The organism is Neobacillus sp. DHD-1R (assembly GCF_057747995.1).
In genome coordinates, this window is the sequence record NZ_CM173232.1 from 4,374,028 (window position 1) to 4,398,809 (window position 24,782).

Here is a 24,782-nt window from a genome sequence, read left to right on the forward strand (position 1 = left end):
TTTTGCCCTCTTTGGTGCCTGACACCTTTTTCACTATTACCATGCATTTTTTGGTGCCTGACACCCTTTCTACCTTTATCATATACTTAACCTTGCCTATACCAATTGGGGTGATACAAATAATTATCAGCCACCACAATGTGTGATGGCTGACTTTTTATTTTTAGTTTACGCCTACTTGTGTCCAAGCAGAGGCGACAGCATTGTATTGTGTGCTGCCGGTGCCGTATAGATCGGCAGCCGCAGCTAGGAGAGATGCCCGTGCATCACTAAAGTTACTCTGTGGAGCAAGATAAATCGTAAGGGCACGATAATAAATTTTCTGTGTAGTATCGAAGCCTAATTTCGAAATCGTAAGATACGCAGCTTTGTTTGGAATACCACTATTTGTATGCACACCGCCGTTATCAGAAGTCGTATTTACATAATTGCTCATATGCTCTGGCTGGTTATAAAGACTAGGATTTGATAAGCTCCGCAAGGCATCTCCTGCTATTTTCGGGGTATACACGTCTTCACCTATTAAATAGTCTGCTTTGTCAAGAAATACTCCGAATGTATCGGAAATCGATTCATTTAAGGCACCGGATTGATATTGATATTCCAGCCCCGCTGTTCTCTCAGTTACGGCATGTGTTAATTCGTGTGCGATTACGTCCAGTGATCCTGACAAAGAAGTAAAGGTCGTTCCGTCACCGTCTCCATACACCATCTGAGCACCATTCCAAAAAGCATTGTTATAATTTCTACCGTAATGCACGGTCGAACGCAGTGTTGCTCCATTGTTATCAAAGCTGTTTCGGTTAAACGTATTTTTATAATAATCGTAAACAACACCTGCATAGTAGTGGGCATCCACGTCTGCACGTTGTGACGTTGCATTAAAATTATTATCAGCATCAACAGAATAACTGCCAGGTAAGCGTGATAAATTTTTAGCTGTAAATGTTTCAATAACACCCGCCATTGGCTTCGTAGTATCATACAAATAATAGGTGCCATTTGAATAATAAGTATTCAGCGTTTTCGTATCTCCTAGTACCCCAATTCCAGTACCGGCGTCATTCACAGCATTATAGGAATCTAAGACATTACCATTTACGGCATCCACATAAACCACCCAGTTTGCTGGGTATGGTTGAATAAATTGAAGGTGTGTTTTATACGCAAGATAAAAATCATTTGCTTTTTTATAAACAACTAGTTCTGCCTTTTCAACTGTATCTGCAAATTTTTCACCAGTTGGTCCTGCTTCCGCGTTAGTCTGTGTGTCCTCTTTGGTTAACTGAATGGATTTCCACGCAGTCTTAAGTGCAGTATCTTTAGAAAGCTGTGCTTTTAAGGCCCCTTTAAAATAGGAGGAAGCCTCGGGGAATACGTCACCATTAACGGCCGTTACCATACCATTTTGATTGGTATGTACTTTGAACATTGCCCCATCTAAAGGTACTCCTTGTACGGACTGGACAAAGTTAAAATGCGTGTTGCCAAGCTCGTCCCTCTCCACATTAAGTAATGTCAAATCTTTATCAGTATCTAATTGATAGAGTTCTTTGTTTTCTTTTAAAAATTGTTTAATAGCCACTTTATCTTTATAGGCCTTAGTAGAAAGCTTTCCATGAACAAAGGATGGAACACTTTGTCCCTTTTTCCAGGTCACCTTGGCATCCTTTCCAAACTGATTCACTTCCTTCGTTATTGTTACATTGTAGGGAATTGTTTTTGCTGCAGCCGTAATAGGTAAAAGTGCCCCCACCGTTAAACCCAATGCCAAAATGATCGACGTTCTCTTCTTCATCCTCTACCGCCTCCTAATGATATATTTATTTCAATTTTCAAAAATATCATATCACGGCTCAACCCTCGGCATAATTGGGAAAAAAGTGAATACTAGGGTGTCAGGCACCAATACTAACATAGCCACTATAATAAGAAAACCAATGCTGGTTTCATAGAAGATATTGGGAAAATTTACGTGAATATATTTTCATAGCCTATTCAACAATATATTTATTACGTTTAGGTGATTATAAAAATTAAACCCGCACGTGGCGGGTCTTTAAGCTATTGGATTGCTTTCACTTTTTTCAAGTGGATCCAACGCTTCTCGTTGTCCTTCATTTCTAGTGTTGAAGGTTCCTTAGGACTAATTAAGATAGCATCAATTGAAGCCGAGATAAAAACGTAATTGACTAATTCCTCTCCATTTTTCAATTCAACAGAGATGCTTTGCCCGGCCTTCAACTCCGTGAGAATAGGAAATTGGTTAATAAAATACTGTCCCATGGACTGTTCCATCTTTTTATTAATCAGCATATTCCCTCCTAAAAATAGAACCACACATATGGCCACAGACCACAAACCCATGTTGCTTAAATAAATATTTCCAATAAAAATAATCAGCAACAGCCATCCACATTTAAGAAACCAATAGAAGAAGTACATGTATTTCGCCCTTTCGAAATAAACTTACTTCTATATTCACCGAAAAGGATTTTTTTTTCAACGCAACTGCCTCTTCACTTTGATTAGGCAAGATCAATATTATGGGGAATACCGGCGGTGCTGCCCGCAAGTGAGCGACGTTTTTACTTTCATAAAATCATACATGAGTGCTGCTTTTCTACCTTTATCGGAATATCGATTCTTTTTGAGGCGGAGACAATTCATAAATTCCCAATCACACTCGCACGGGGAAATTCCTCGGCTAAGGCAGCGGTCATGTCTCTGACAACAGGCATCCACATCATTAATAGGTGCCCCCGGTCCGCTGCAGCCTGGACCACACCATCTATATTCTGGAAAAATGCACAAAGAACACCGTCTTCGTTTCCTTCCCTTTTGCAAAGATTAACACCTCCTCCTTTTTTACTGGTAATCTACCTAGAACTAGTAATATTGTTTTGATACCTACTAATAGTTTATGAAATTCGCATTAACATGAAATGGCAATATCCCATTCCTAATTTGTTTTTTTCGATTTTGACTTATTTTTATAGAAAACATATTTCAAAATCTATATTCTAAGATAGAAAAAGATTGTAAAATGAATGGGGTTATATATCAGTTAGAGGGGTAGATCGTTTGAGTCCCAACCGTTTTCTTAAATCCGCATTCAAGAATAGATTGCTAATATTACTTTTTACTATCATTCCTTCTATCGCAATCAGTACGATATTAGCGCATCATCAAGTTAAAATTGCTGAAAGTCAAAATAAAAGCAAAGCACAAGAGATTGCAAACTTTCATGCCATGAATATTGAGAACTTTCTCGGTGAAACGGTAGGCCGATTAGAAATGCTGGCCACCTCCATTAAAATTCAACATAATAACCTAGATGATGTAGAAAAGATCCTTCGAGAAACGACTGGAAAAGATCCTCGTTTTTCTGGTTTCTTCTGGGCTGACTCCAAGGGAGACATATTATTCAGTACAAATACAATAGCTAGTGTCGTCAATGCAAGTGATCGCCCCTATTTCCAGGAGGCGATCACCACACAAAAAACTACTTTATCGGAACCACATATTGGTCGTGTCACAGGCAGGATGATTATCTCACTTGCAACCCCTATCGTGGAAGATGGACAAGTAAAGAGTGTGCTCGTTGCAAGTTTACGGTTGGATGAAGTTGAAAAGGCAGTAGAAAAGTTAGTAAAAGATGAAATGATCATCGTGACGGATCATACAAAGCAAACCTTAATTAAAGTAGGCGATATTTCTAAAGATCACTCGGTAAATTACAGCATGAATTTTGCCAAACTACCTTGGGTTCTTACAATAACAGTTGATTCTAATTTGAACGAACTATTTTGGAAAACCTTTTTTTATACACTGATTGTTTTTATTACCGCCTTTAGTATCCTTTTTTTATCTGCTCAATATTTCTTTTTAAAAAGAAAACTAGAAAAGGAAAAGAAACAAACGGAAATGCATAAGCTTGAGTTAATCGGGAATCTCGCAGCCAGCACAGCCCATGAAATAAGAAATCCATTAACAGGTATTAAAGGATTGGTAAAACTTCTAAGTGAAGAATATCGAGATGAGAAGGCATTATCCTATTTCGATGTCATTCAGACGGAGATCGATCGAATTAATGCCATTGTTAGTGAATTGCTTGTTCTTGGAAAACCAACAGCCTATACACTTGAAACGTATATTGCGAATGAGATTATTACTGAAATTGAACCGATTATTTTGTCAGAAGCTAATTTCATGAATGTGGAATTAATCATCGAATCAGTTTCAGAAAGGCTGCCGGTATCTTGCGTCAAAGATCAGTTAAAGCAAGTAATTCTAAATCTAACCAAAAATGCTTTACAGGCTATGCCCCATGGTGGGAAATTAACTATATCTGTCGTTAAATGGATGGATTCCTGTAAGATTACGGTTGCTGATACTGGAGTGGGAATGAGGGAGAATCAAATTACTCAAGCCTTTGATCCATTCTTTACGTTAAAAAAAGATGGCTCTGGCCTCGGCTTGACCGTCTGTAAGCGAATCATTGATTCCTACGATGGAGAAATTTTTATAAAGAGTAAGCCCAATGAAGGGACCCAAGTCGAAATTATCCTGCCATTAGTGGGTGAGGTATAATAAAAAAAGGAAAGGCCGCAACGGATAAGGAACCGCTGCGATTTTTCCTTTTGAATTCAAAAATGATAAAAATGGGTTTCCTCATTAGAAGATACCCAGCAGTTCCTCAAACTACTCTCTACACAATAAAAAAGGTGTCAAGGCACATAATGGTGCCTGACACCTTTTTTTCATCCGGTTTCTTGATTGCTTTTTAGTTGGTCGTAGATTTTTTGATAGGCTGCGGCTTCTTTGGCTAAGCCTTTATATTGGTACATTTTGCTGATTCTTCTTACTGGTGAAGGATTTTGCGGCTGCAATTCCATTTCCCAAAAAAAGCAATCAATGGCCTTATCAAATTGTTTAAATTCGGCATAAAAATCGCCTAAATCCATCATTCGATCTGGGTTTTCTACCAACTCAAGCATCTTATTGATCTTTTTGATTACTTCTGATTGCGGGAAAAGCTGTTGAATGGATAAAAGTTTCTCCTGAACAAATGGCAGGTCGTTTTCCTCCAGGAGCCTAACCGCAATTTGGAAAATTTTTTCTTCCAAATGCTTTGTATTGTCCTGGGAGGGCAGATGTTGTAACAAAGGTACGAATTCCTCTAAGTGCGATAAGACAAAATTATAGTCGGAATTCTCCCAGATGTTTCGGAGGATGGCGTCATAAGATGATGGAAGGTCATTTATAAACGGGAACAAACATAAGGCGGCTTTCTCATAATGACCCATTTGAAGCATCTTTTCCATAATTAGTTTTGAATCAGGTAAAATGCGAAACGGATTGAGGCTGACCTGACCTAAAGTAAAGATCCATTCTTCCATTGTAATAAAACGTAGGGCAATTTCAGTATACGTTTCAATGGATTTATCTTCTTGTAGTCGATCATGATTTTCCAGCCATAATAAAAGCGCACCTAAGCTATCTTGTTTTATTAATATTTCCTCTAAAAATTTTCTTTTTTCGGGATGAGAGCGATTTTTGAAACAGTGTATTTCAACAAAAAGAGGATCCTTTTTTAGGATGGATGGCAAGTCAGCAGAATGGTAAAAATCGTGGTAAGCACTGAATTCGTGTGAATCCAATCGTTCCTTAGCAGATTTTAATGTAGGAGAAAAATCGTGTAAAAGTTGAATGACCTGAAAGGACTTCATAAATTTTCCGCTTCTTCTAAAGTGAAAGAAGACTTTGTCAATGATACTAATCAACTGATTCTTTTCAAAAAATGAATCAAGTGTTGTGGTAATATAGGCCACTTCCTGTAAGGTAAAATGTTGTTGAAGGTGGGAGAAAAGTTTATTTTTATTAGGAATCGTTATAGATTGATGGGGAATGAATGCAGTTAACATTGGATTAGGCGCCTCAATAACAATACCCTCTTGAAATGCCTTTTGAATAAACGTGCCTTCTTCTATATTTTTTAACTTAGCACCATAAATAAGGGAATTTTTGTAGTAGACAAGATAATAGCTTTCATCACCGGCAGCTAAGACCTCAATTACCTTGCTTCCAGCAAAAAGTGCAGCCCGAGTGACTTTTCCCTTTTCATTTTGTTTCTTATCTTTTATGGATATTTCAGCAGGCATGATCATTTCTTTATCCATTTTACTTTGCCCCCTATCATCATAAATACTATGGTTTAACGTTTGTCACTTTATTATACCATAAGTTCGAATAGGGGGTGCGGTGCACATTGATGATTTACGCATGAAAAAGAATTGATCCCACCCAAAAGTAAAAAGGACTGTCGTTATTGACAGCCTAATTCCTTTGAACTCTAGCAATTCGCAGCTAATCAAGAAGGTTATGATTGAATTTCTTTAATACTTCTTCCTCCTAAAAATGCATGCCCCATTTTCAATGTGCCGACGGTTTGAAAACCGTACTTTTGGTATACCTTTTCAACTGATTCATTTATTGGAAAGACCCATAACTGTTCTATTCCACTATTGATAACTTCTTTTTGAATGAATTGAATGATTTCTCCGATTAAGCCTTTTCCTCTAAACGCTTCAAGGGTTGCAACACTTTCCATTCGCGCATAATTCCCCTCTGCAAAGATACAAGCTGTGGAACAGGCTTTGCCATCAAAACGAAGAAGATAATGGGTGAAAGAGGGATGCTCGAATTGCTGCTTATATACCTTTTTAATGGCTTCCATTCCGCCAAATTCTTTTATGCTTCCCTCAATTTCTAACGCTTCCTGAAAATTTTCTTCAGTAACTTTTTCAATCGTAACTCGTTCATTATGTTCAATTTCCGTTACCCGATGATTCCATAATTGCACAATACTAGTTAATTCCTCGTATTTAAAATGGTTCGTTTTTAATTCAGAAAGGAGCTTTTGCTGATCATCTAAATTGTAAATAAAAAACCTGGGTATGATGTTTCTAGCTTGATAAAAGTGAATAACTTCATTAACGACCAAGTTTGGCTGATCACATGGATCACTAATATGAGCATGATTTGCGTCGTAATAGGTGGGTTGATTTTCATTACAGAATAGGGAGCCCCATTCAGTATCCGTACGGTTTGTAAAAGTTTTTAAATAAGCAAAATCCAGTGCTAAAATTTCCTGTAAATTGATCATTTTATGGTGACTCCCCTTTCATTTTGAATTAAATGCCAATCATAATTACTACTTCGCGGAGGCCTTGAAGGGCAAATCCCGATAAAAAGCGATAGGCAAATAAAGCAATAATTGGAGAAAAATCAATGGCACCCAGCGGCGGAATAAATTTTCTAAAGATTGATAAATACGGCTCAACTAGTTTTCCAATCCACATACCAACTTTAGTGGAGTTGAATTGAGGAAACCAAGAACCAAAAATAGATATTAAAATTAACCAGTAATAAATATCAACAATATATTGTCCAACTTGTAAAATATTCGAGCCCAATGTTTAGATCATCCTGTCTTTTAAAATTTTAAAATATGCTGTGTCTACTTATGTATACATATACGTGATACACCCAATAAGGTTTCAACATTTTCTCTTTTTTGTTTTGGTACTAACTATTTCTTCTATTTTATTATAAAAAAAGCCTTACTTCTACTGATGAAGTAAGGCCTCCTATATTTTCTTTCTTAAATGGTATAATCCTCTGGAATAAATACTTTTAATTGGGTTGGTTTTACGTACACTTCCTCACCAGTTTTTAGTTGCAGGCTTCGGAAGTGTTCTTTCGTTAATTCTGCTTCTAAAAAGTCGCCCGTGTCTGTGCGGATGAGTTCAAGTTGGGCAACTGCACCGACTAAATGAATATAGTTAACCTTGGCCGAGACCGCATCCGAGCTTGATTCTCTTTGAATGTTTATATCATGCGGTCTAACATATCCTACTGCTTCTCGATTCACGGTTCCTGCGAATTCAGGGGCATCCACTTCAAAATCGCCATGCTGCAGTTTCCCTTTATGCAAGCGGCCCTTAAATAGATTCACATCCCCTAAGAAGTGATAAACAAAGGGACTATTAGGATTTTCATAGACCTCTTCTGGCGTGCCAATCTGCTCAATCTTTCCTTCATTCATGACTACGACGCGATCGGCAACATCAAGTGCTTCCTCTTGATCATGTGTTACAAAAATGCTCGTAATCTGATAATCATGATGTAATTTTCGTAACCACCTGCGGAGATCTTTTCTTACCTTCGCATCCAACGCACCAAACGGTTCATCTAACAAAAGAACCTTGGGCTCAACGGCTAATGCTCTAGCAAGGGCGACCCGCTGCCGTTGCCCGCCTGATAAATGGGATGGGTAGCGATTGGCAAAAGCCTCTAATTTTACTAGTTTCAATAATTCATTGACCTTCTCCGCAATCTCCTTTTTGGAGGGTCTGCTTTTTCGAGGACGAACCTTTAAACCATAAGCAATATTATCAAACACAGTCATATGACGAAATAACGCATAATGCTGAAATACAAACCCTACTTTACGCTCTTTTGTACTAATATGGGTCATATCTTCTTCTCCAAATAGAATAACTCCCTGATTGGCGGCTTCTAATCCTGCAATAATTCGTAGCAGCGAGGTTTTTCCAGATCCAGAAGGACCGAGGAGGGCGATTAATTCTCCCGTTTGAATATCGATATTGATGTGGTCAAGGGCTTTAAAGGTCCCGAATGATTTTGAGATGTCTCGTATTTGAATACTCATCTTAGGACTCTCCTTCTTCTGGTATCATGGATTTTTTTGCTTTCCATTCAATCACATTTTTTACAACCAAGGTGAAGATCGCAAACATGGACATTAAGGATGCAACCGCAAAAGCAGCTGAAAATTGATATTCATTGTATAAAATTTCAATATGAAGCGGCATCGTATTCGTCATCCCGCGAATATGGCCAGAGACAACCGACACGGCGCCGAATTCACCAATTGTACGCGCAGTACACAAAATAATCCCATACAGCAAGCCCCACTTAATATTTGGCAAGGTCACCAGGAAAAACGTTTTCCAGCCGCTTGCGCCCAGCGTCATCGAGGCTTCCTCATCGGTTGTTCCCTGGGTCTGCATCAACGGAATTAACTCGCGCGCCACAAAGGGCAGTGTGATTAACAAGGTAGCGATGACAATCCCAGGAACGGCAAAAATAATTTTAATATCATGCGCTTGTAACCAAGGACCAAATAAACCGTGGGAACTAAATAATAAAACAAACACCAAGCCCGCGATGACAGGAGAGATCGCAAAGGGTAGATCAATAATCGTAATCAACAGGCTTTTTCCTTTAAAATTGAACTTCGTTACCGCCCAGGCTGCGGCAACACCAAAGATGGCATTTAAGGGAACGGTTATGAGAGCAACGATAACAGTTAGCTTAATCGCAGCTAAAGCATCAGGACTGCTGATGGCTGCTAAGAAAACAGTACTTCCCTTTTCAAAGGCTTTAATAAAAATGGCTGCAAGCGGTAGGACTAAAAACAAACATAAAAATCCTAATGCTAGTGTAATCAGTAAATAGCGAACCCACCGTGGTTCAGCGTCTTGGGTGGAATTCTGTACTGGTGTACTCGAATATTGCAGTGAAACTTGGCCTGCCATCATAATCCCCCCATTTATTTGGATGTTTTTGTGATTTATAATGCCATTTACTATCTTTTACGTGAAATAAAGCCTTTTTTATTGAATTTTTAATCAAAAATACTACTTACGAGATTCTTATTTGCGGAAAATATGATTTTATTTGCGAATCAGAAAGGTTTATTTGCGAAATTGGATCGTTTATTTGCGAATTGACCTGGTTTATTTGCGAATCCACAAATCTAGTATTTTTAAATAAATTTTCGGTTTGTCCACCATTGCAATAGATTAATAACTAATAACAAAATAAATGAAAAAATCAGCATAACGGCGGCAATGGCCGTGGCGCCTGCATAATCATATTGTTCTAGTTTCGTCATGATTAATAGAGGAGTAATTTCCGTACGCATCGGCATATTTCCAGCTATAAAAACGACCGATCCATACTCTCCTAAGGCTCTAGCAAATGCTAATGCAAAGCCAGTCAGTGCTGCGGGCAATAACTCGGGAAAAATGACTTTTACAAAGGTCTGCAGTCGATTTGCCCCTAAGGCCGCCGAGGCTTCCTCGATTTCTTTATCCACGTTCTGCAAAACAGGCTGCACCGTTCTCACAACGAAGGGTAACCCGATAAAGGTAAGAGCCAGGGTAATGCCAATCGGTGTAAACGCCACTTTGAAATTCAAAAATTGGCCAATCCAGCCGTTCTCTGTATATAAGGTTGTTAAGGCAATGCCGGCAATTGCCGTTGGCAGGGCAAATGGTAAATCCACCAGACCATCGATGATTCGCTTCCCCGGAAACTGATAGCGAACCAATACCCAAGCGATTAACACCCCAAAAACGACGTTGATTAATGCTGCAAATAAAGATGCCCCAATACTTAGCCTATAGGAGGCAACCACTCGCGGGTCAGAAATCGTCTCCCAAATTTTTGACCATTCCACCGAGAAAGAATTAATAAAGATCATCGATAATGGCAAAATGACGAGGAAACTAACGTAAAACATCGTAAACCCTAGCGATAGCCCAAATCCTGGCAGTATGCCGCCTTTTTTCATTTTTATGCTTTGAACACGAGCCATGAGGTTGACCCCTTCCGTCGAAGATACTTGGACCTCCCATAACCGTGTGCTTTGGAAGGCCCAAAATAATCAGTTACTGAACTTACTTTGGCTGATAGATTTGATCAAACGTTCCGCCGTCACTAAAGTGCGTTTCCTGGGCTTTTTTCCAGCCGCCAAAATCTTTATCGATGGTCACTAAATTGATTTTTGGAAAGACATCAGCATATTTTTTAAGAATTTCTTCGTTGCGAGGACGATAGTAATTTTTTGCGACAATTTCCTGCCCTTTATCTGTATAGAGATATTGCAAATAAGCTTCGGCCACTTCTTTTGTTCCTTTTTTCTCCACATTTTTATCAACAACAGCTACTGGTGGTTCGGCCAGAATGCTAATAGATGGAACAACAATTTCAAACTTATCTTTGCCTAATTCATTTAGTGTGAGGAACGCCTCATTCTCCCAGGCAATCAAGACATCACCAATGCCTCGTTCAACAAATGTGGTAGTTGCCCCGCGTGCACCAGAATCTAGTACTTCCACATTCCCATATAATTGACCCATAAAGGATTTGATTTTAGCTTCATCACCATTATATTTTTCTTTTGCATAAGCCCATGCGGCTAAATAATTCCATCTTGCACCACCAGATGTCTTAGGGTTCGGGGTAATGACGGAAACACCTTTTTTCGTTAAATCGTTCCAATCCTTAATACCCTTTGGATTTCCTTTTTTGACGAGAAACACAATGGTTGAGGTATAAGGAGTGGAGTTATCCTTAAGTCTCTTTTGCCAATCCTTCGAAAGTAAGCCGCCTAGGTTTGCAATCTCATCAATGTCATAGGCCAGTGCCAGCGTCACAACATCAGCCTGAAGACCATCAATAACGGCACGTCCCTGTTTCCCTGATCCACCATGGGATTGCTGGATGGTAACCTGCTGCCCCGTTTTCTCTTTCCAATATTGAGAGAATTCTTTATTAAACTCTTCATAAAGTTCACGCGTTGGGTCATACGACACGTTTAATAATTCGACCGGTTCCTTCTTTGCCTTTGCCGTTGTTTCCTGTTTGGTGGTTGTATCTTCCTTATTTGAATTTTGCCCACTCGTCTTATCTGAACTGCACCCTGCTAAAATAACTGCCAAAAGAATAAGTGCCATTGAGAATTTGTATAATGTTTTCATTTATTTCCCCCCTATTTTTAAAATAAAAAAGACTGCTTAATTTTTAGAGCATGCAGAAAGAATCATTGCCTGGGTTTCTTGGCAATAGGTACTTTTAGCACATCTAAAAATAAGCAGCCTTCAGTGGACTGATCGGCCATTTCACTTTTAAATGATAGATTAGTAGTTTTGTTTCTTTTTTAATCATCTCTTTTGATCTTTAGAGGCAAATCGTTTTGATTCAAAGCGAGTTTTCTCGGTTTTATCAATTTGTGTGATGGTGCCGTCATGAACGGTTATCGTGACAGAACCATACTCTATATTCTTTAAAGTGGAGAGAATTAAATTCGCTTTCGTTTGATCAACTACCGCCATATGATCATCCTCCTTAAATACATCATAACTCATAAGAATACTTGGTTTTAATCCCAAAAAAATACATATACCGGCAGACTTCAATACGGTCTCTACTTATTCATGATTGGTTTGTGGCAACTATTCCCCCTTTAAAACTGAAAAAAGGCTTATACCCGCTTGAGTGAGTATAAGCCTTTGGTTGACCAATCAGCTTAATATTTAGTTAGTGATTAATACTTTGAATTATTTCCATTTTATTCTGACTTTTCCTACCTGTCAAGTGTGTTTTTAGATTATTTTAAAAAGTAAGTTTAAATATTTTAATCCAGGGAATTTTCTCGAAAAAGAAGAGTGTGGTTTACCTTCCTTGTTAAAATGGTTTTAAAATCATAAGCGCAATAATGATTAAGAAAATCACATTTTCAAGATGTTCATATCGAAATAACACTTTTGACAGGCGCCAATATTCATCAGGAATCTCATCCCCTTTATGTGAAGCTAATAATTCCTTCACTGGTTTTGACCTAGGGGAGAGGACTAACGGACCGATGGCAAGTGCCGCCAAAAAGAGAACCAGGCTAGTGATATACCACCCCATCCGAAACAAGCTTGGATTTAAAAAGCTCATGGTTAATCCTGTAATCAGCAAAAGAGTACCACCCACCATAACAAAAATATGTAACTTATGTCTAATCTTATAGGAATGTCGTAATTCAGTCATGGTCTTTCCAGATTTAACAACCGTTGTTAAAATAAAACCTGGTCCCATTCCGATAATGGCAGAAAAAATATGAATGAATACAACGACTTTGTAAAACGTTATCACAGTTGTGCCAACCTCCATCTACTCTACATCTTGCTAATTTTACGTAAATAAGCGTCTAATCTCTTCTTCTAATTCTTCTATTAGTGGAAAAGAATTATGGTATCTCAAACTTTCAACTATATTGGTATAATACCATCGCTGCTTTTCTTTACCAGCATTAAATCTTCTCCAGATTTCCTCACCATGTTGTTGATAATCGTCTAGGATGGACCGAATATTATGTAGTTTGTCCGCACAGGCAACTGCTCGGATATCACTTGAAGCACCTTTTAAAAATTCAATGGTATGCTCCTTTCGTTGCTGCCATGATTGCGACTTATCTGGTTCTGAACATCCTTCCACAACCTTAGCAATTTCAAGCCCAAAATCCCTTTCAATGTCCTTTAAAGTAATATCCGTGTCTTCGACTGTATCATGGAGAATCCCTGCGGCAACGATTGTGTCACTGTATCCGGCCTTCATTAAGATCATTCCAACGGCTGCTGGATGCGTAATGTAAGGGATATCTGTTCCTTTCCTGTACTGCTTGGCATGTGCCTTTGCAGCTGTTTGTAGCGCTTGTTCAATTACGTCCATCGATTTAGCCTCCGTTACTCGTGATTTTTCCTTCTTAATTTTACCAAGTATTTTGATTAGAAGGAAACAGAAAAGAGGATGTCTGAAAAGAGGCTGACCCCACGTTTAACACTCAATATATAGTCGCATGTTAGGAAAAGCTCAGCGCTATTTGAGGTTATGGGGTCTTACCCTTTGTTTTGAGACATCCTCCGAGAATTTTCCGGATTCCTTTAAAAGTTAAATTTCTTCACTTTTTTTCAATACAGTCGAACTTTTGAATAGTGGAACCAGGATCAGAACTCCAACCAAAAATAGGAGCGCCGAGGCTTCATACATCACCACAAGGGAAAACGTCTGTTTCAGCCAGCCGCTTGCTGTCATCGTAATGACCATGGTTCCCATGAAGACTGGGTTCAAAATTCCATTTACACGTCCAATAAAGGCTGCATCTGTGTTCTTCAAGATCATCGTATTGATTCCAATATGGATGCACGGCATAAACAGACCACTGACAAACTCTGCTGTCAGCGTAAGCCAGAACATGTCGGAAAACCCCATCACTAAAAATCCAAGGGCACTAGCACTCATACCGATCGCAAGCAGGATTTGTGGCGGCGTTTTTTTTGTAAACCCCACCGTGAGCCCGCCTCCTAAAATCATCCCGATCCCAAATGCCGCCATCAGCCATTGCAATTGCTCTTTGGGTAAACCAAGCTGTTCGGTAACAAGGAACACGGTTAAGGGCTGGGTCAGTCCCAGCGCGAATCCCGCCGCCGCAAAACTTCCGCCAAGCAATGTCAGGGCACGGCTGTTCCACACATATTTGAACCCGGCCTTCATTTCTTGAGTTAGGGTCGTATTCTCCTTCGTCTCTTCAACCTCATAGTCCGTTGGAAGTAAGAATAAGATCGCGGCAGAAAGTAAGAAAGCTACTCCCATAACGGCAATCGCAACATCAATACCAAAATGCTGGTATACAAACGTACCAAGTACCGGGCCAAGAATCATAAACAGGGCAAAAATGGTCTGATAAATGGACATTCCCATTTGAATTAATTCTTCTTTCACATGAAGCTTGAACAACTTCATACCTGACGGTTGTGAAAACTGTGACAAAATGGACGAAACCAATGTGGCAAAGAAGATCACTTTCCAGCCGCCAAAGACTAGGGTCAACAGCACCACAAAGATTGAAACAGCACTGAGAAAGTCACACCAAATCATAGTCCGCTTCGGTTTCCAGCGATCGGCAAAGGTTCCACCTATAAAAGAAAACAGAAAGATTGGCGCAAACTCGGCTACTGAAATGAGCGATACTGCCACTGGATCTTCATTTGTCTTTTCAACCACAAATAACAAGATCGAATAATTCCGTACCCAAATACCAATCTGTAGAAAAAACGTTGAGAGCAATAATGTTCGGATTACTTTATTACGAAATAAAGAACCCATGGTAACATCTGATTTTGTTTGTTCCATAAAAAAACCTCCATATCCAGCATTTCTGGATAGGAGGCAAAAAGGCATCAAAATGGCAGAGTACACCATGTACTTTACCCTTCTAATATAAAAAAGCCCTGCTAATCCTATCCAAAAAATATATTCGTTTATCCGAAATACTTGTTCAAAATAGGATTAGTAAATCATCGGCTTTAAAGTCACCCTTTCGTTATAACGTATATTTATCTTACTTTAATTAATTTCTATATTCAAGGAATTTCTGTGATTTTATGGATAACAGCATAAAAAAGGTGTCAGGCACCATGTGAAAATTTCACATGTGGAGAACCATGTATTCATCATCATAGTAGACACCGTCTATTTTAAGGGCCTTTTCCTCTACCCCATATGCTTTAAATCCTAACTTTTGATAAAGACGCTTCGCCTTTTCATTACTGGCAGTGACGGTTAAATTTATTTTTTCTATCTCTTTTATTTCTTGAGCTCTATGAATGGCCTCGGTCATTAATGCTTTCCCAACACCCATCCCTTGTTTTTTGGGCGTAACATACATGGCAAAAATGTTTGCGCGGTGCCGGATCTTCACACGTTCCTCCTGTAGTAATGTGACCATCCCGATAAGCGTCCCATTATCAAACGCCCCAAACGTGTAGTTCCCCTCTTCTGTAAAATTGCGCGCAACCTGTTCAACGGGATTTTCTCGTTTTACGGATTCTTCGTAACTTGTTAAAAATGCTTCCGGGTTTTGCTTTAATGCTTCTAATCTTAATTTCCAGTAGTTGTCTGCATCGGATGGATGTAGTAGTCTAATTTCCATGTTCACGGTCTCTCCCCTACTGGCTAGAATCCTTACGGTCTTGTAAAACCTTTATCAGAGAATCCAACTTCTCATTTCTTTCTTGATCCAATTTCGTTTTTTCATTCATGAATCGTATTCCTCTGAGAATAAAATAAATAACGAAACCCAGTATTAACAAATAAACCAAAAAAGGAATGAATGAAAAAAGGTTAAACATACCAACATTCCCCATCAAATAACCCCCATAATTTTTTATTTATACCAATATTATACATTAAACCAATTAACCTCGAACTAAAAGTTTCCGTTCAGCGACATGGGACAAGCTTTGACATGTAATATTCATCCACAAATTCCCCATTAATGAAAAGAGACTTCTTTTTTGTTCCCTCAATCTCAAAGCCCATTTTCATATACAAGGCCAAAGCAGCCTCATTCCGAATGACTGTTGTTAGTTCCAGGCGGTGAATATTTCGACCTATCACCCACTTATCAAGTGCCTCAAAAAGTTTTGTCCCAATCCCCTGTCCTCTAAAATCCTGCAAAATACCAATAACGATATAAACAGAATGTTTTGTTCTTCTCGCAGTGCCGCCAATCGCCAACAAATAGCCAGCCAATTGATTGTCTTTTTCGGCAACAAAGATTGTACTATTCTCAAGACTTTCCATATTTTCTATCGTTTTTCTATGCCGTTCAGGCGTAAGTTGTCTTTCGCCCGCTTCCATCAGCATATATTCAGATTCAGCCTCTACTTGCTGAATGAGATGGACCAATTTTTCAGCATCTGAAGTGCTGATTTCTCGTATATACACGAAAAAATCCCCCTCCATTAATTCACTTTCATTTGTTTCATATCTTGTTTCTGACGATAAACTCTTGAACGTGTTCCATGATTAACCTCAGTGCATCAATCGTCCCGAGCATATCTCCCTTAATTTCCAAACTATGATCAGCCTCGGGAACCACAAGCGTTCTGACTTGTTGATTATTTTTCAATGATATAACGCGATCTTCGAGGTAATGATGATCCTTATCCCCAATAACACAAAGGGAAGGCTGGTCAGTATGTAGGAGTGATTCGTACACTGTGTCTTCTTTAAATAGAGGGGTTAGCCATATCCCGATGGCATCTTGAATATAATTCCTTTGTGTCCATTCCATTGCCATTGGTATCGTTCCAATCGATTTACTCAACAAAAAAAACTGCTCATAATGGGCGCCCTTTAATACTTCCTCAACAACTGCCCTTACATCTTCATCCATCCACTGCTTTTGCTCTGTTTCCGAAAGTATTTTAAACTGTTCATTTTTTACAAAATTATAATTAACGTGAAGCACATCAACATTCTGATCCAAGCACATTCCTGTTGCATAATGAAACAGCGGCTGCTTTGTTGTATAGCCAAGCCCTGGCAGCATGATACAGATGGCCATGTTCGGTTGATCATTTCGAATCCATGTATAGGGAATCGTGGAAAACTCGTTTCTTTCTATTTGTCCGTCATAAAGTTTGTACACTCTTTATTCACCTCAATTAAAACTATGGGGAAGTTTTTATGTTTTTTTACATAAGTAAAGGCGTGAAATGCAATGCTAATTGAAAAGGGGGATAACATGAGAAAACTGTTGATAAGTTTGTTAGTCGCCATTGGTTTTGTTTCAATTGGTCCAAGTCAACTGCAGCTGATGGATATTGTAAATGCACAACAGAAACCCGTCCCGCCATATGCGAAGTGGGGTACCTTGGCCATGGAGAAAACCAAAGAAAGATATCCAAATGCGAAAATCATCGACTACCTTCATATTGGAAGGAAAACCAGTTCTCCCTCCTCCACCGAAAAATTCAAACTCTGGTTAAAAGAAAACAATAGAGAATTTGGGGTTTATGTAGATATTGAATTTAACAATGAAACCGAAAAAGTAATGAAGATTACGTTTAAAGAGTCAACGAGATAATCAGAAAAGCGCTAGAGCGCTGGAGCTGGACAATTTTCGAAGATTTTTTACTTTCTTATCTTATCAATAAGCAGGGGCATTTTTAAAAATGTTCCCTCTTGGACTAACCCTCATTCTACTAAAAGGTCTGCTCTTTCCTGTGGCTTTTGTTCTTTTATATAAATATCCTCGGATATCATCCAATTATTTTCCCATGTCTGACGCGCTTCTTCACCGTCTCGTTCAATCCCTCTAGCCAGCCGTAATTCCCTTGGACATTCCACCCAAATGGTCAAATCGTAATACTTCGCTAATTCTATCCGCGTGGAATACACACCTTCCACAATGACAATGCCACCAACAGGGACACTATGCCATTCTGCTAATTGATCCTTATCCCAATCATAACGCTGGTAATGGCCATTTTGATCATGACTAATCGGTTCTATTACTTGCTTGAATACCCGTTCCCACTCAACATCTGCACCAACTGGCTTTTGTGTTGGATGACACTGGATAAGCTGCCCTTTCGGAAGATAAAAGTCATCCATATGGACAATCGTTACGTTTGAACATGCCTCTTTTAATACATGGGCTAATGTACTTTTTCCAGAGCCGCCGCAGCCATCGATTCCGATTAAAAGGGTCGACTGCTTTCTAGGAATACATTCAAGAGAGTTAACTAATTGTTCTAATGAATCAAATTCCCCTTTTTTTACCTTAAACTCCACTAGACTACCACCTTCCTTTTTTGAAAAATTTTACCATATACCTTTGCATATTCCTATCTTATTCTATTAAACACACAGAAGATTTGATTTACGGACTATAAATAATTTTTACTTGATGTTATTATTTATTTTATGTATTCTCCAGAGCTAGTTTGAAAAAATGGAGTGTACAAGGCTAATACCCGTTTCAAAGGAAGAAGGAATACCAGTTGAATCAAGAATTCTTATATATAATCGCAATCATAGCGCTAGGCTATCTTTTAAAAAGAATGAACATCTTAAAAGAAAGTGATGGAGAAATCATCTCGAGAATTATTTTTAATATCACGCTCCCCGCTTTGGTGATTGTGGCGCTCAATTCCGTCAAAATTGAACTTTCATTAATCATGATCCCCATTATTGTTGTGCTGTATGGATTTCTTACTGTCTTTCTAGCATTTTTCTTATTTAAAAGTGAACAGAAGGAACTAAAGGGAACCTTAATGATGCTCACCTCAGGATTCAATGTCGGTCTGTTTGTTTATCCCATTGTTGAGGCGATTTGGGGGGCAGAGGGCCTTCTTTATTTTGGCATGTTTGATGTTGGTAATTCCATCCTCGTGTTTGGACTTGTTTATATAGTCGGGAGCTATTTTTCAGAAGAAGGGTTAGCATTAAAACCCGTTTCGATTTTAAAAAAGTTCAGCAAATCGATTCCGTTTATGTCCTATATCATTATGAGTATATTAAATTTTAGCCATATTCATTTACCTTCTGGAGTCATTGATGTTGCCACCATCATCTCGAAGGCCAATATGCCTTTATCATTATTATTACTAGGATTATATCTGAATTTCTCATTTGAAAAACAATACTTACGACCCATCACGAAATTTGTACTTTTTCGATATGGCTTTGGCTTATTAGTGGGTGTGGCTTTGTATTTGTTCCTGCCTTTTAGTGAAATGTTTCGCAATACCCTATTAATGGGGTTAATTCTCCCAATAGGAATGGCTGTTATTCCCTATGCACATGAATTTAAATACAAAACCACTCTTTTGATTGGCACGATTTCAAATATATGTATTTTAGTCAGTATTGTGTTGTTGTATCTGTTTGCCAACTTTATTTTATAAACTTATGGCCTGTATCTAGGAATCTATGCTATGATACAGGCTTTTAATTTTAATTATTTATTCGGCCCTAGCACTCGATTTCGGATATCTGGCATCTCTCTGTTTTCTAACCGTTTTTCTAAAGTGCCCTTCATGCCTGGAGCCAAATATTCACATTGTGCCAGTTCCTGCATTTGCAGATAATCAGGGTTTTTTCCATGGAGAATTTCATTGCACTTTTGAATCGTCCATTGTGGATAGGGCCGTTCTAGTAAGGCAAAAGATTGCCCTGCCTCGATAGTTCCTTCTTTCAACACACGGAAGTACCACCCTGTTTTGCCTGTATTTTGCAACTGCAGTGCGAGGGTTTTTGTTTTAAAACGGCGGGCCGGTTTCCAGCACGGCTGTCTTGGCTGCGACACTTGCACAACGGCTTCACCCACTTGAAAGGTATCGCCAATCGAAATTCGATCCTCTGAAACATGGTCCATCGCAAAATTCTCACCCATACCACCTGGTCCAATTTCTGAAATTCCCTGTTCCGTTTGCCAATAGGTATAATTATCGAGTGCATAGGCAAAAACAGCTTTTTCTGGTCCGCCATGATTTTTTTGATCCCATTGCCCATCACCCGTTAAACCGGTTTTTCCAACCCATACAGGACCATGTACCGGTTCTTTAAAAATGGCACTGGTCCATTCCCGATCCATAGGTTGTATTGCATCCTTTTCTCCGACGGTTTTTGCCAGACCAACAAACACAGTTGATAATAAAATGTCCACTCTCTTTCCTCCTAGCTATTTATGATTTAGCGCTTCGGTAAGCTGTTTAATGGCGTCCATTACTTTTCCTACATTCACTTTATCATTCATTTCGTTTCTGGCATGAAGCAATACAGGTCGAACGGATTCGACCGATCGGCCAAATTTCTCCATCCACTCATACCGTGGAACCATCCAGGTGTGAAAATGGTGTGTGGTATCTTCATTGTAAAAATAATAAACTTGTTCAATCCCCAACACTTCTCGTTGGGCTTTTCTAATTTTTGTTAAAATATTTATGTAATCAAGTTTTTCTTCTTCTGTTAATTCATCAAAACATTTAATATGCCGCTTGGATGCAAGAATGATTAAACCCTTTATCGGATAGGCGACATCCTGGTGCGCATGGAAATGGGCCGTCTCGATGACAACTCCTCCATCAGGCTCGATAATACCACTTGTTAAAGCACAGCTTAAACACTCCACCTCAATGGTTTTCCCATTGGATAATGTTATTTTCCTCACTAAACTCCCCCATTCACGGCAATTTACTATTCTATGAAATCCGTTCATGCTTAATTCTTTATCAAAGGTTCAACCCTATTTAATATTCCGTTGTCTACTTTTTAGTATAAAAGGATTTGGTTGAAAAAGGAATTAAACTGTTGGTTTCCTATTACACTTTTAAGTAAAAGAGGTTAAAATAGGATAAAAATCTATTCATAAAAAGGATAAATGGACAAGATTAGTTTATTAATCAGGTGACTTTGAAAGGAGCAGATCCAATGAATTACAAACTGATCGAAAGAGACAGGTTTCAAGTCGTGGGAGTGAAGCGAGAGTTTTCTTGCGTCAATGGAGAGAATTTAAGAGAGATCCCTAAAATGTGGATTGATGTTCATGAAGATGGTACCAATGAACGGCTATTTACGTTGAATAATGGTCAAATTAAAGGGGTAGTAGGCATCTGTGTGGACAAAGGTGACCAACAATCCGAACCTGTGATGGATTACTGGATTGCTGCAGAATATAGTGGTGAGCTACCTGAAGGGTTATTACAGCTTGAAATTCCTGCCTCAAAATGGATTGTTTTCGAAGTGCATGGGGCAGTGCCCGAGGCCATTCAGCAGGCATGGAGCCAAATTTACTCAGAATGGTTTCCATCCAATCATTTTAAGCCGGCCGGCACCCCCCAATTAGAAGTCTATGCCGACGGCGACCCGTGGAGTCCTGATTATTACTCCGAAATTTGGATTCCTTTAAAACGGGATTAAGCTTATAAATTCTAAAATAACCAAAAAGCTTGAAGGATCCCCTCAAGCTTTTTGGTATGTTTATTTTCCAATAAACTCTTGTGTCCAATAATTGCCTTGGCCGACATAGCCCACGCCAATATAATTGTAGTTCGAGCTAAGAATGTTTTTTCTATGTCCCTCACTATTCATCCATCCCTTGACGACTTCTTCAGGGGATCGTTGACCCATTGCAATGTTTTCCCCTGCAGAACGATACGTAATCCCATATTTCTTCATCATATCAAAGGGAGATCCATACGTTGGGCTTGTGTGGCTAAAGTAGCCATTAGCCGACATATCACGGGATTTCTCATGCGCCATTTTGCTAAGAGTTGTATCAACCTTTAAGGCAGGTAAGCCGTTTTTAGCACGCTCCTGATTGGTAAGGTCCACTACCTTTTGTTCATACGCACTTAACGTACTGGTGTTTTGGGTTGTATTTGTTGTATTTGTATTTGGTTTTGGTGATGTTTGCTGTTGCTGTACAGGTTTAGCCTTTATAGTCTGAGCAGGCTGTTGTGATGTCCCTGTTTGATTCGTCTGCGTCTGCGCAGGTGGCTTCACTGTAGTTTGCGTAAAATTATATCCAAAACTAGTAAGGTATTTTTCTATGATACTATTAAGCTCATTCATGTTAGTACCTTGGTAAATATATACCTTTTCCTGCACAGATGGGCTTGTAGTTGCTGCATGTGCCTTATTTAGAACCGGGTTGGCCATTACTAATGTTACCGCAGCGGCTGCAGTTAGAATTACTTTTTTCTTGATCATGTAAATTCCCTCCTGTTTTGACGATTTGCCGATCATTTGCATATTCATCGTAACATATGATTTTTGTCATATTTGAGGAAGGATTTTACAATAAAGCACTGCTTGCTTCTTTATAATTCCTGTTTTTTACGATAATACTAGTCTTTTAACGAATTATTTATGAACACGTTAGTTCTATCATTTTTCCTAATTTTATGGGTAATTCCCAAAAATTATAATATAAATTGGGGTTGACAATGGTTTCAGATAGGATCATTTTTTACAAATATTTCAATAAAGTATCGTAGTTTACAGTTATTCTTTAAGGCTGATTTCGCAAAGTTGGTTGTTTTTCGAACAAGACGGTGCTTTAGAAAACCTCAAATTTGTCCGAATTTGCCACTAAGAAGGAAAACATTTGGATAAATAGCAACAAAGTTTACGAAAAGAGCTTTTTTTAAAATAAAATATTCAGTTATCCGCTATGGCAACCAGTGTTTGGGATGTGTAAGAGATGGCGGCAGCTTTGTATTAGGGTCACCTTTGGCTGCATTTAGTTGATCTTGAGTAAGAAAAATACTCCCAGTCAAATCGGCTCCTCTAAGATCCGTATCTCGGAAGTCTGCTCCGATAAAATCGGCTCCTCTTAGATCGGCTTCTCTCAGGTCCGCCGCAATAAGATATGCTCCTCTTAAATTGGCACCCTTGAGGTCAGCTTTTCTTAGATTCACACCAATGAGATCGGCACCCCGTCCATAGGTTTTCGGACTCTTTTTAGAACTCGCTTGATTACGAATTGATTCGGCACGTACAAGTTCACTCGTCCGTAAAAGTAGCGCATTGACGGTCACCCTGTGTGCTGTCACGTCCAGTTCCATGAGTAAATTTGGACTTAGAAGAGTAAGCCCTTCTGTCTCATCCAGAGCCTGACGAAGATCACGATGAAGTGAACTCGCTTCTTTCAATTCTAGGGCTTCGGTTAAATACCAAAGCATCTCATGAAGTTGGTGCATGATAGGGAACACATCGAACATTTGCTTCGCCGTGTATGGATGCCCCCGCCAATCATTACCGCCAAAGGTGACTTGTGAAACCTTTTGTCCCGCCCCAAAGCATTCATATACAGTACAGCCCTTAAAACCTTTCTGTCGAAGGTCTTTATGAATTCCACAACGAAAATCCGATTGTAAATTAGGACAAGGGGTACCACCTTCCTTACCTATTGCAAAGTCTGCTGATGCTGCAAATGGCAAAGCCACACAGCACAAGCCAAAACAGTTTTCACAATCAGCGTGAAGATGATTTCGGCTGCTTTCGTCACTTAATGTGTTGGGCTGATTAATCAATATATTCACATCCCTTTTCCACTCACTTACAAAACTATTTATTGGAGTTTTACTTGGTTTCATACCGAGAACTTTCAATTTTTTTAATAGTATCACTGACAAATTTAATGGTCAATTAGGACAATGGAGGGATTAAAGACAGTTTCGTAGATTCACCAGCTCGTTTTGTCCTTAAGAAAGACCGCAATTTCAAAAGTTATATTCTTTGAGACTATTGTAACAAAAATAAAAACTGACCAGATAATCTATTCTGGTCAGCACCACTTACTTATTCTCTTTTTTCGCGACGATCTCCGTAATATAGGCCGTCACATCTTGGGATTTGCATCTCTGTTAATATATCACCAAAGCAAGGTTTTATGATGCTTATGCTTTTTTATGTATTTTCGAACCGATCTCTGCGTATTTTCTTACGGCCTGCCTCCAAACCAAAAAGCCGTATTCCATTGTCGATAAAGTTAGTCCCATCCAGGCAAATAAACATGAACCAGGATACATTTCACGTGCCGAAGGCTGAACCGTCTCAACCGATTCATCTTGTTTTACATTGCTTTTCCTTGTGATCGCTAGTTCAGAATCATCAGACACCTCTTTAGGTAGTTCCACCATTTCAGGAGCTAGATTATCTATCTGTGTGTTCTCTTCCTTATTTTCTGGAAAAGTGTCTGCCCTTTTTATAGGTTCCTGCTGTTCAACAAAAACCTCCGTCCCTTCAGGCTTCATCGACATCGACTTCATCGCCTCTGTTATCACCTTTGCTATTTCATCCTTTGAAAAAACCTTGATTGAAATCCAACCGCGAGGGTCTACTTCGTACCCATGATTCATAATGGTTTCTTCAGACATATACTTACCAATCACGTAGCCATTTCCACTTGGATGTAGTTGTGTTGCCAAAACTTGACCCTTTTGGATACTTTCAGGATAAACAAAGCTTACTCTTCCATTACTAATTTTCTTTTCCTTCAATTGAAATGAATGAAAAATAGCCTTTTTTTCCTCAAAAGATAACACATGAATGACTCCCTTCAA

The 24,782-nt window shown here is 39.0% G+C and carries 26 protein-coding genes; 4 read left to right on the forward strand and 22 right to left on the reverse strand.

Translation table 11 applies throughout. The features are described from left to right. Positions 1-163 precede the first annotated feature (163 nt). On the reverse strand, positions 164-1,798 hold the full coding sequence (locus AC3ANL_RS21615; protein ID WP_488326415.1) for a M4 family metallopeptidase: 1,635 nt from the start codon (positions 1,796-1,798) through the stop codon (positions 164-166). A gap of 266 nt (positions 1,799-2,064) precedes the next feature. After that, positions 2,065-2,316, reverse strand: a complete 252-nt coding sequence (locus AC3ANL_RS21620) for a hypothetical protein (protein ID WP_488326416.1) — start codon at positions 2,314-2,316, stop codon at positions 2,065-2,067. A gap of 768 nt (positions 2,317-3,084) precedes the next feature. On the opposite strand from AC3ANL_RS21620, the gene AC3ANL_RS21625 reads away from it, so the two are divergent. Beyond that, a complete protein-coding gene (locus AC3ANL_RS21625) occupies positions 3,085-4,593 on the forward strand; it encodes an ATP-binding protein (protein WP_488326417.1) in 1,509 nt (502 codons plus the stop codon). A gap of 170 nt (positions 4,594-4,763) precedes the next feature. Here AC3ANL_RS21625 and AC3ANL_RS21630 read toward each other — a convergent pair whose 3' ends face one another. The 14 genes from AC3ANL_RS21630 to AC3ANL_RS21695 all read right to left on the reverse strand — a co-directional run bounded on the left by AC3ANL_RS21630 (position 4,764) and on the right by AC3ANL_RS21695 (position 17,356). Continuing rightward, on the reverse strand, positions 4,764-6,182 hold the full coding sequence (locus tag AC3ANL_RS21630) for a tetratricopeptide repeat protein (protein WP_488326418.1): 1,419 nt from the start codon (positions 6,180-6,182) through the stop codon (positions 4,764-4,766). Between the two features lie 200 nt (positions 6,183-6,382). Next, positions 6,383-7,168: a GNAT family N-acetyltransferase gene (locus AC3ANL_RS21635; protein ID WP_488326419.1), complete on the reverse strand. Its 786-nt coding sequence runs from the start codon at positions 7,166-7,168 to the stop codon at positions 6,383-6,385. Between the two features lie 28 nt (positions 7,169-7,196). Continuing rightward, complete coding sequence (locus AC3ANL_RS21640) at positions 7,197-7,478, reverse strand: YggT family protein (RefSeq protein WP_488326420.1); 282 nt, start codon at positions 7,476-7,478, stop codon at positions 7,197-7,199. A 188-nt stretch (positions 7,479-7,666) separates the two neighbouring features. After that, positions 7,667-8,737, reverse strand: a complete 1,071-nt coding sequence (locus tag AC3ANL_RS21645; RefSeq protein WP_488326421.1) for a sulfate/molybdate ABC transporter ATP-binding protein — start codon at positions 8,735-8,737, stop codon at positions 7,667-7,669. Position 8,738: 1 nt separating this feature from the next. Beyond that, complete coding sequence (cysW, locus tag AC3ANL_RS21650; protein ID WP_488329797.1) at positions 8,739-9,626, reverse strand: sulfate ABC transporter permease subunit CysW; 888 nt, start codon at positions 9,624-9,626, stop codon at positions 8,739-8,741. A 230-nt stretch (positions 9,627-9,856) separates the two neighbouring features. Beyond that, positions 9,857-10,690, reverse strand: coding sequence for a sulfate ABC transporter permease subunit CysT (gene cysT / locus AC3ANL_RS21655; protein ID WP_488326422.1), 834 nt, complete (start codon positions 10,688-10,690; stop codon positions 9,857-9,859). An 82-nt stretch (positions 10,691-10,772) separates the two neighbouring features. Continuing rightward, positions 10,773-11,855, reverse strand: a complete 1,083-nt coding sequence (locus AC3ANL_RS21660) for a sulfate ABC transporter substrate-binding protein (RefSeq protein WP_488326423.1) — start codon at positions 11,853-11,855, stop codon at positions 10,773-10,775. Positions 11,856-12,038: 183 nt separating this feature from the next. Beyond that, complete coding sequence (locus tag AC3ANL_RS21665) at positions 12,039-12,209, reverse strand: YezD family protein (protein WP_488326424.1); 171 nt, start codon at positions 12,207-12,209, stop codon at positions 12,039-12,041. A gap of 352 nt (positions 12,210-12,561) precedes the next feature. Beyond that, a complete protein-coding gene (locus AC3ANL_RS21670; RefSeq protein ID WP_488326425.1) occupies positions 12,562-13,017 on the reverse strand; it encodes a DUF2269 family protein in 456 nt (151 codons plus the stop codon). A 39-nt stretch (positions 13,018-13,056) separates the two neighbouring features. Then, positions 13,057-13,593: an HD domain-containing protein gene (locus AC3ANL_RS21675; RefSeq protein WP_488326426.1), complete on the reverse strand. Its 537-nt coding sequence runs from the start codon at positions 13,591-13,593 to the stop codon at positions 13,057-13,059. 219 nt (positions 13,594-13,812) lie between these two features. After that, on the reverse strand, positions 13,813-15,054 hold the full coding sequence (locus AC3ANL_RS21680; protein WP_488326427.1) for an MFS transporter: 1,242 nt from the start codon (positions 15,052-15,054) through the stop codon (positions 13,813-13,815). 295 nt (positions 15,055-15,349) lie between these two features. Then, positions 15,350-15,853: a GNAT family N-acetyltransferase gene (locus AC3ANL_RS21685; RefSeq protein WP_488326428.1), complete on the reverse strand. Its 504-nt coding sequence runs from the start codon at positions 15,851-15,853 to the stop codon at positions 15,350-15,352. A gap of 290 nt (positions 15,854-16,143) precedes the next feature. Next, positions 16,144-16,650, reverse strand: coding sequence for a GNAT family N-acetyltransferase (locus AC3ANL_RS21690; RefSeq protein WP_488326429.1), 507 nt, complete (start codon positions 16,648-16,650; stop codon positions 16,144-16,146). Between the two features lie 37 nt (positions 16,651-16,687). After that, on the reverse strand, positions 16,688-17,356 hold the full coding sequence (locus AC3ANL_RS21695; RefSeq protein ID WP_488326430.1) for an alpha/beta family hydrolase: 669 nt from the start codon (positions 17,354-17,356) through the stop codon (positions 16,688-16,690). Between the two features lie 96 nt (positions 17,357-17,452). Here AC3ANL_RS21695 and AC3ANL_RS21700 point away from each other — a divergent pair, with 96 nt between their 5' ends. Next, on the forward strand, positions 17,453-17,794 hold the full coding sequence (locus AC3ANL_RS21700) for a YqzG/YhdC family protein (RefSeq protein ID WP_488326431.1): 342 nt from the start codon (positions 17,453-17,455) through the stop codon (positions 17,792-17,794). A gap of 110 nt (positions 17,795-17,904) precedes the next feature. Here AC3ANL_RS21700 and AC3ANL_RS21705 read toward each other — a convergent pair whose 3' ends face one another. Further along, on the reverse strand, positions 17,905-18,438 hold the full coding sequence (locus AC3ANL_RS21705) for a uridine kinase family protein (protein ID WP_488329798.1): 534 nt from the start codon (positions 18,436-18,438) through the stop codon (positions 17,905-17,907). A gap of 275 nt (positions 18,439-18,713) precedes the next feature. Here AC3ANL_RS21705 and AC3ANL_RS21710 point away from each other — a divergent pair, with 275 nt between their 5' ends. Next, entirely contained in the window at positions 18,714-19,619 is a 906-nt protein-coding gene (locus AC3ANL_RS21710; RefSeq protein ID WP_488326432.1) for an AEC family transporter, read from the forward strand. Positions 19,620-19,672: 53 nt separating this feature from the next. Here AC3ANL_RS21710 and AC3ANL_RS21715 read toward each other — a convergent pair whose 3' ends face one another. After that, complete coding sequence (locus tag AC3ANL_RS21715) at positions 19,673-20,380, reverse strand: MOSC domain-containing protein (RefSeq protein ID WP_488326433.1); 708 nt, start codon at positions 20,378-20,380, stop codon at positions 19,673-19,675. 15 nt (positions 20,381-20,395) lie between these two features. Further along, the gene (locus tag AC3ANL_RS21720; RefSeq protein ID WP_488326434.1) at positions 20,396-20,884 is read right to left on the reverse strand and encodes an HIT family protein; all 489 of its coding nucleotides are present in this window, start codon (positions 20,882-20,884) and stop codon (positions 20,396-20,398) included. 260 nt (positions 20,885-21,144) lie between these two features. Here AC3ANL_RS21720 and AC3ANL_RS21725 point away from each other — a divergent pair, with 260 nt between their 5' ends. Beyond that, positions 21,145-21,633, forward strand: coding sequence for a GyrI-like domain-containing protein (locus tag AC3ANL_RS21725; protein ID WP_488326435.1), 489 nt, complete (start codon positions 21,145-21,147; stop codon positions 21,631-21,633). Positions 21,634-21,693: 60 nt separating this feature from the next. Here AC3ANL_RS21725 and AC3ANL_RS21730 read toward each other — a convergent pair whose 3' ends face one another. The 3 genes from AC3ANL_RS21730 to AC3ANL_RS21740 form a co-directional block, all read right to left on the reverse strand. Beyond that, positions 21,694-22,425: a CAP domain-containing protein gene (locus AC3ANL_RS21730; RefSeq protein ID WP_488326436.1), complete on the reverse strand. Its 732-nt coding sequence runs from the start codon at positions 22,423-22,425 to the stop codon at positions 21,694-21,696. Positions 22,426-22,886: 461 nt separating this feature from the next. Next, a complete protein-coding gene (locus AC3ANL_RS21735; protein WP_488329799.1) occupies positions 22,887-23,750 on the reverse strand; it encodes a pentapeptide repeat-containing protein in 864 nt (287 codons plus the stop codon). 366 nt (positions 23,751-24,116) lie between these two features. Further along, a complete protein-coding gene (locus AC3ANL_RS21740) occupies positions 24,117-24,764 on the reverse strand; it encodes a hypothetical protein (protein WP_488326437.1) in 648 nt (215 codons plus the stop codon). Positions 24,765-24,782 lie beyond the last annotated feature (18 nt).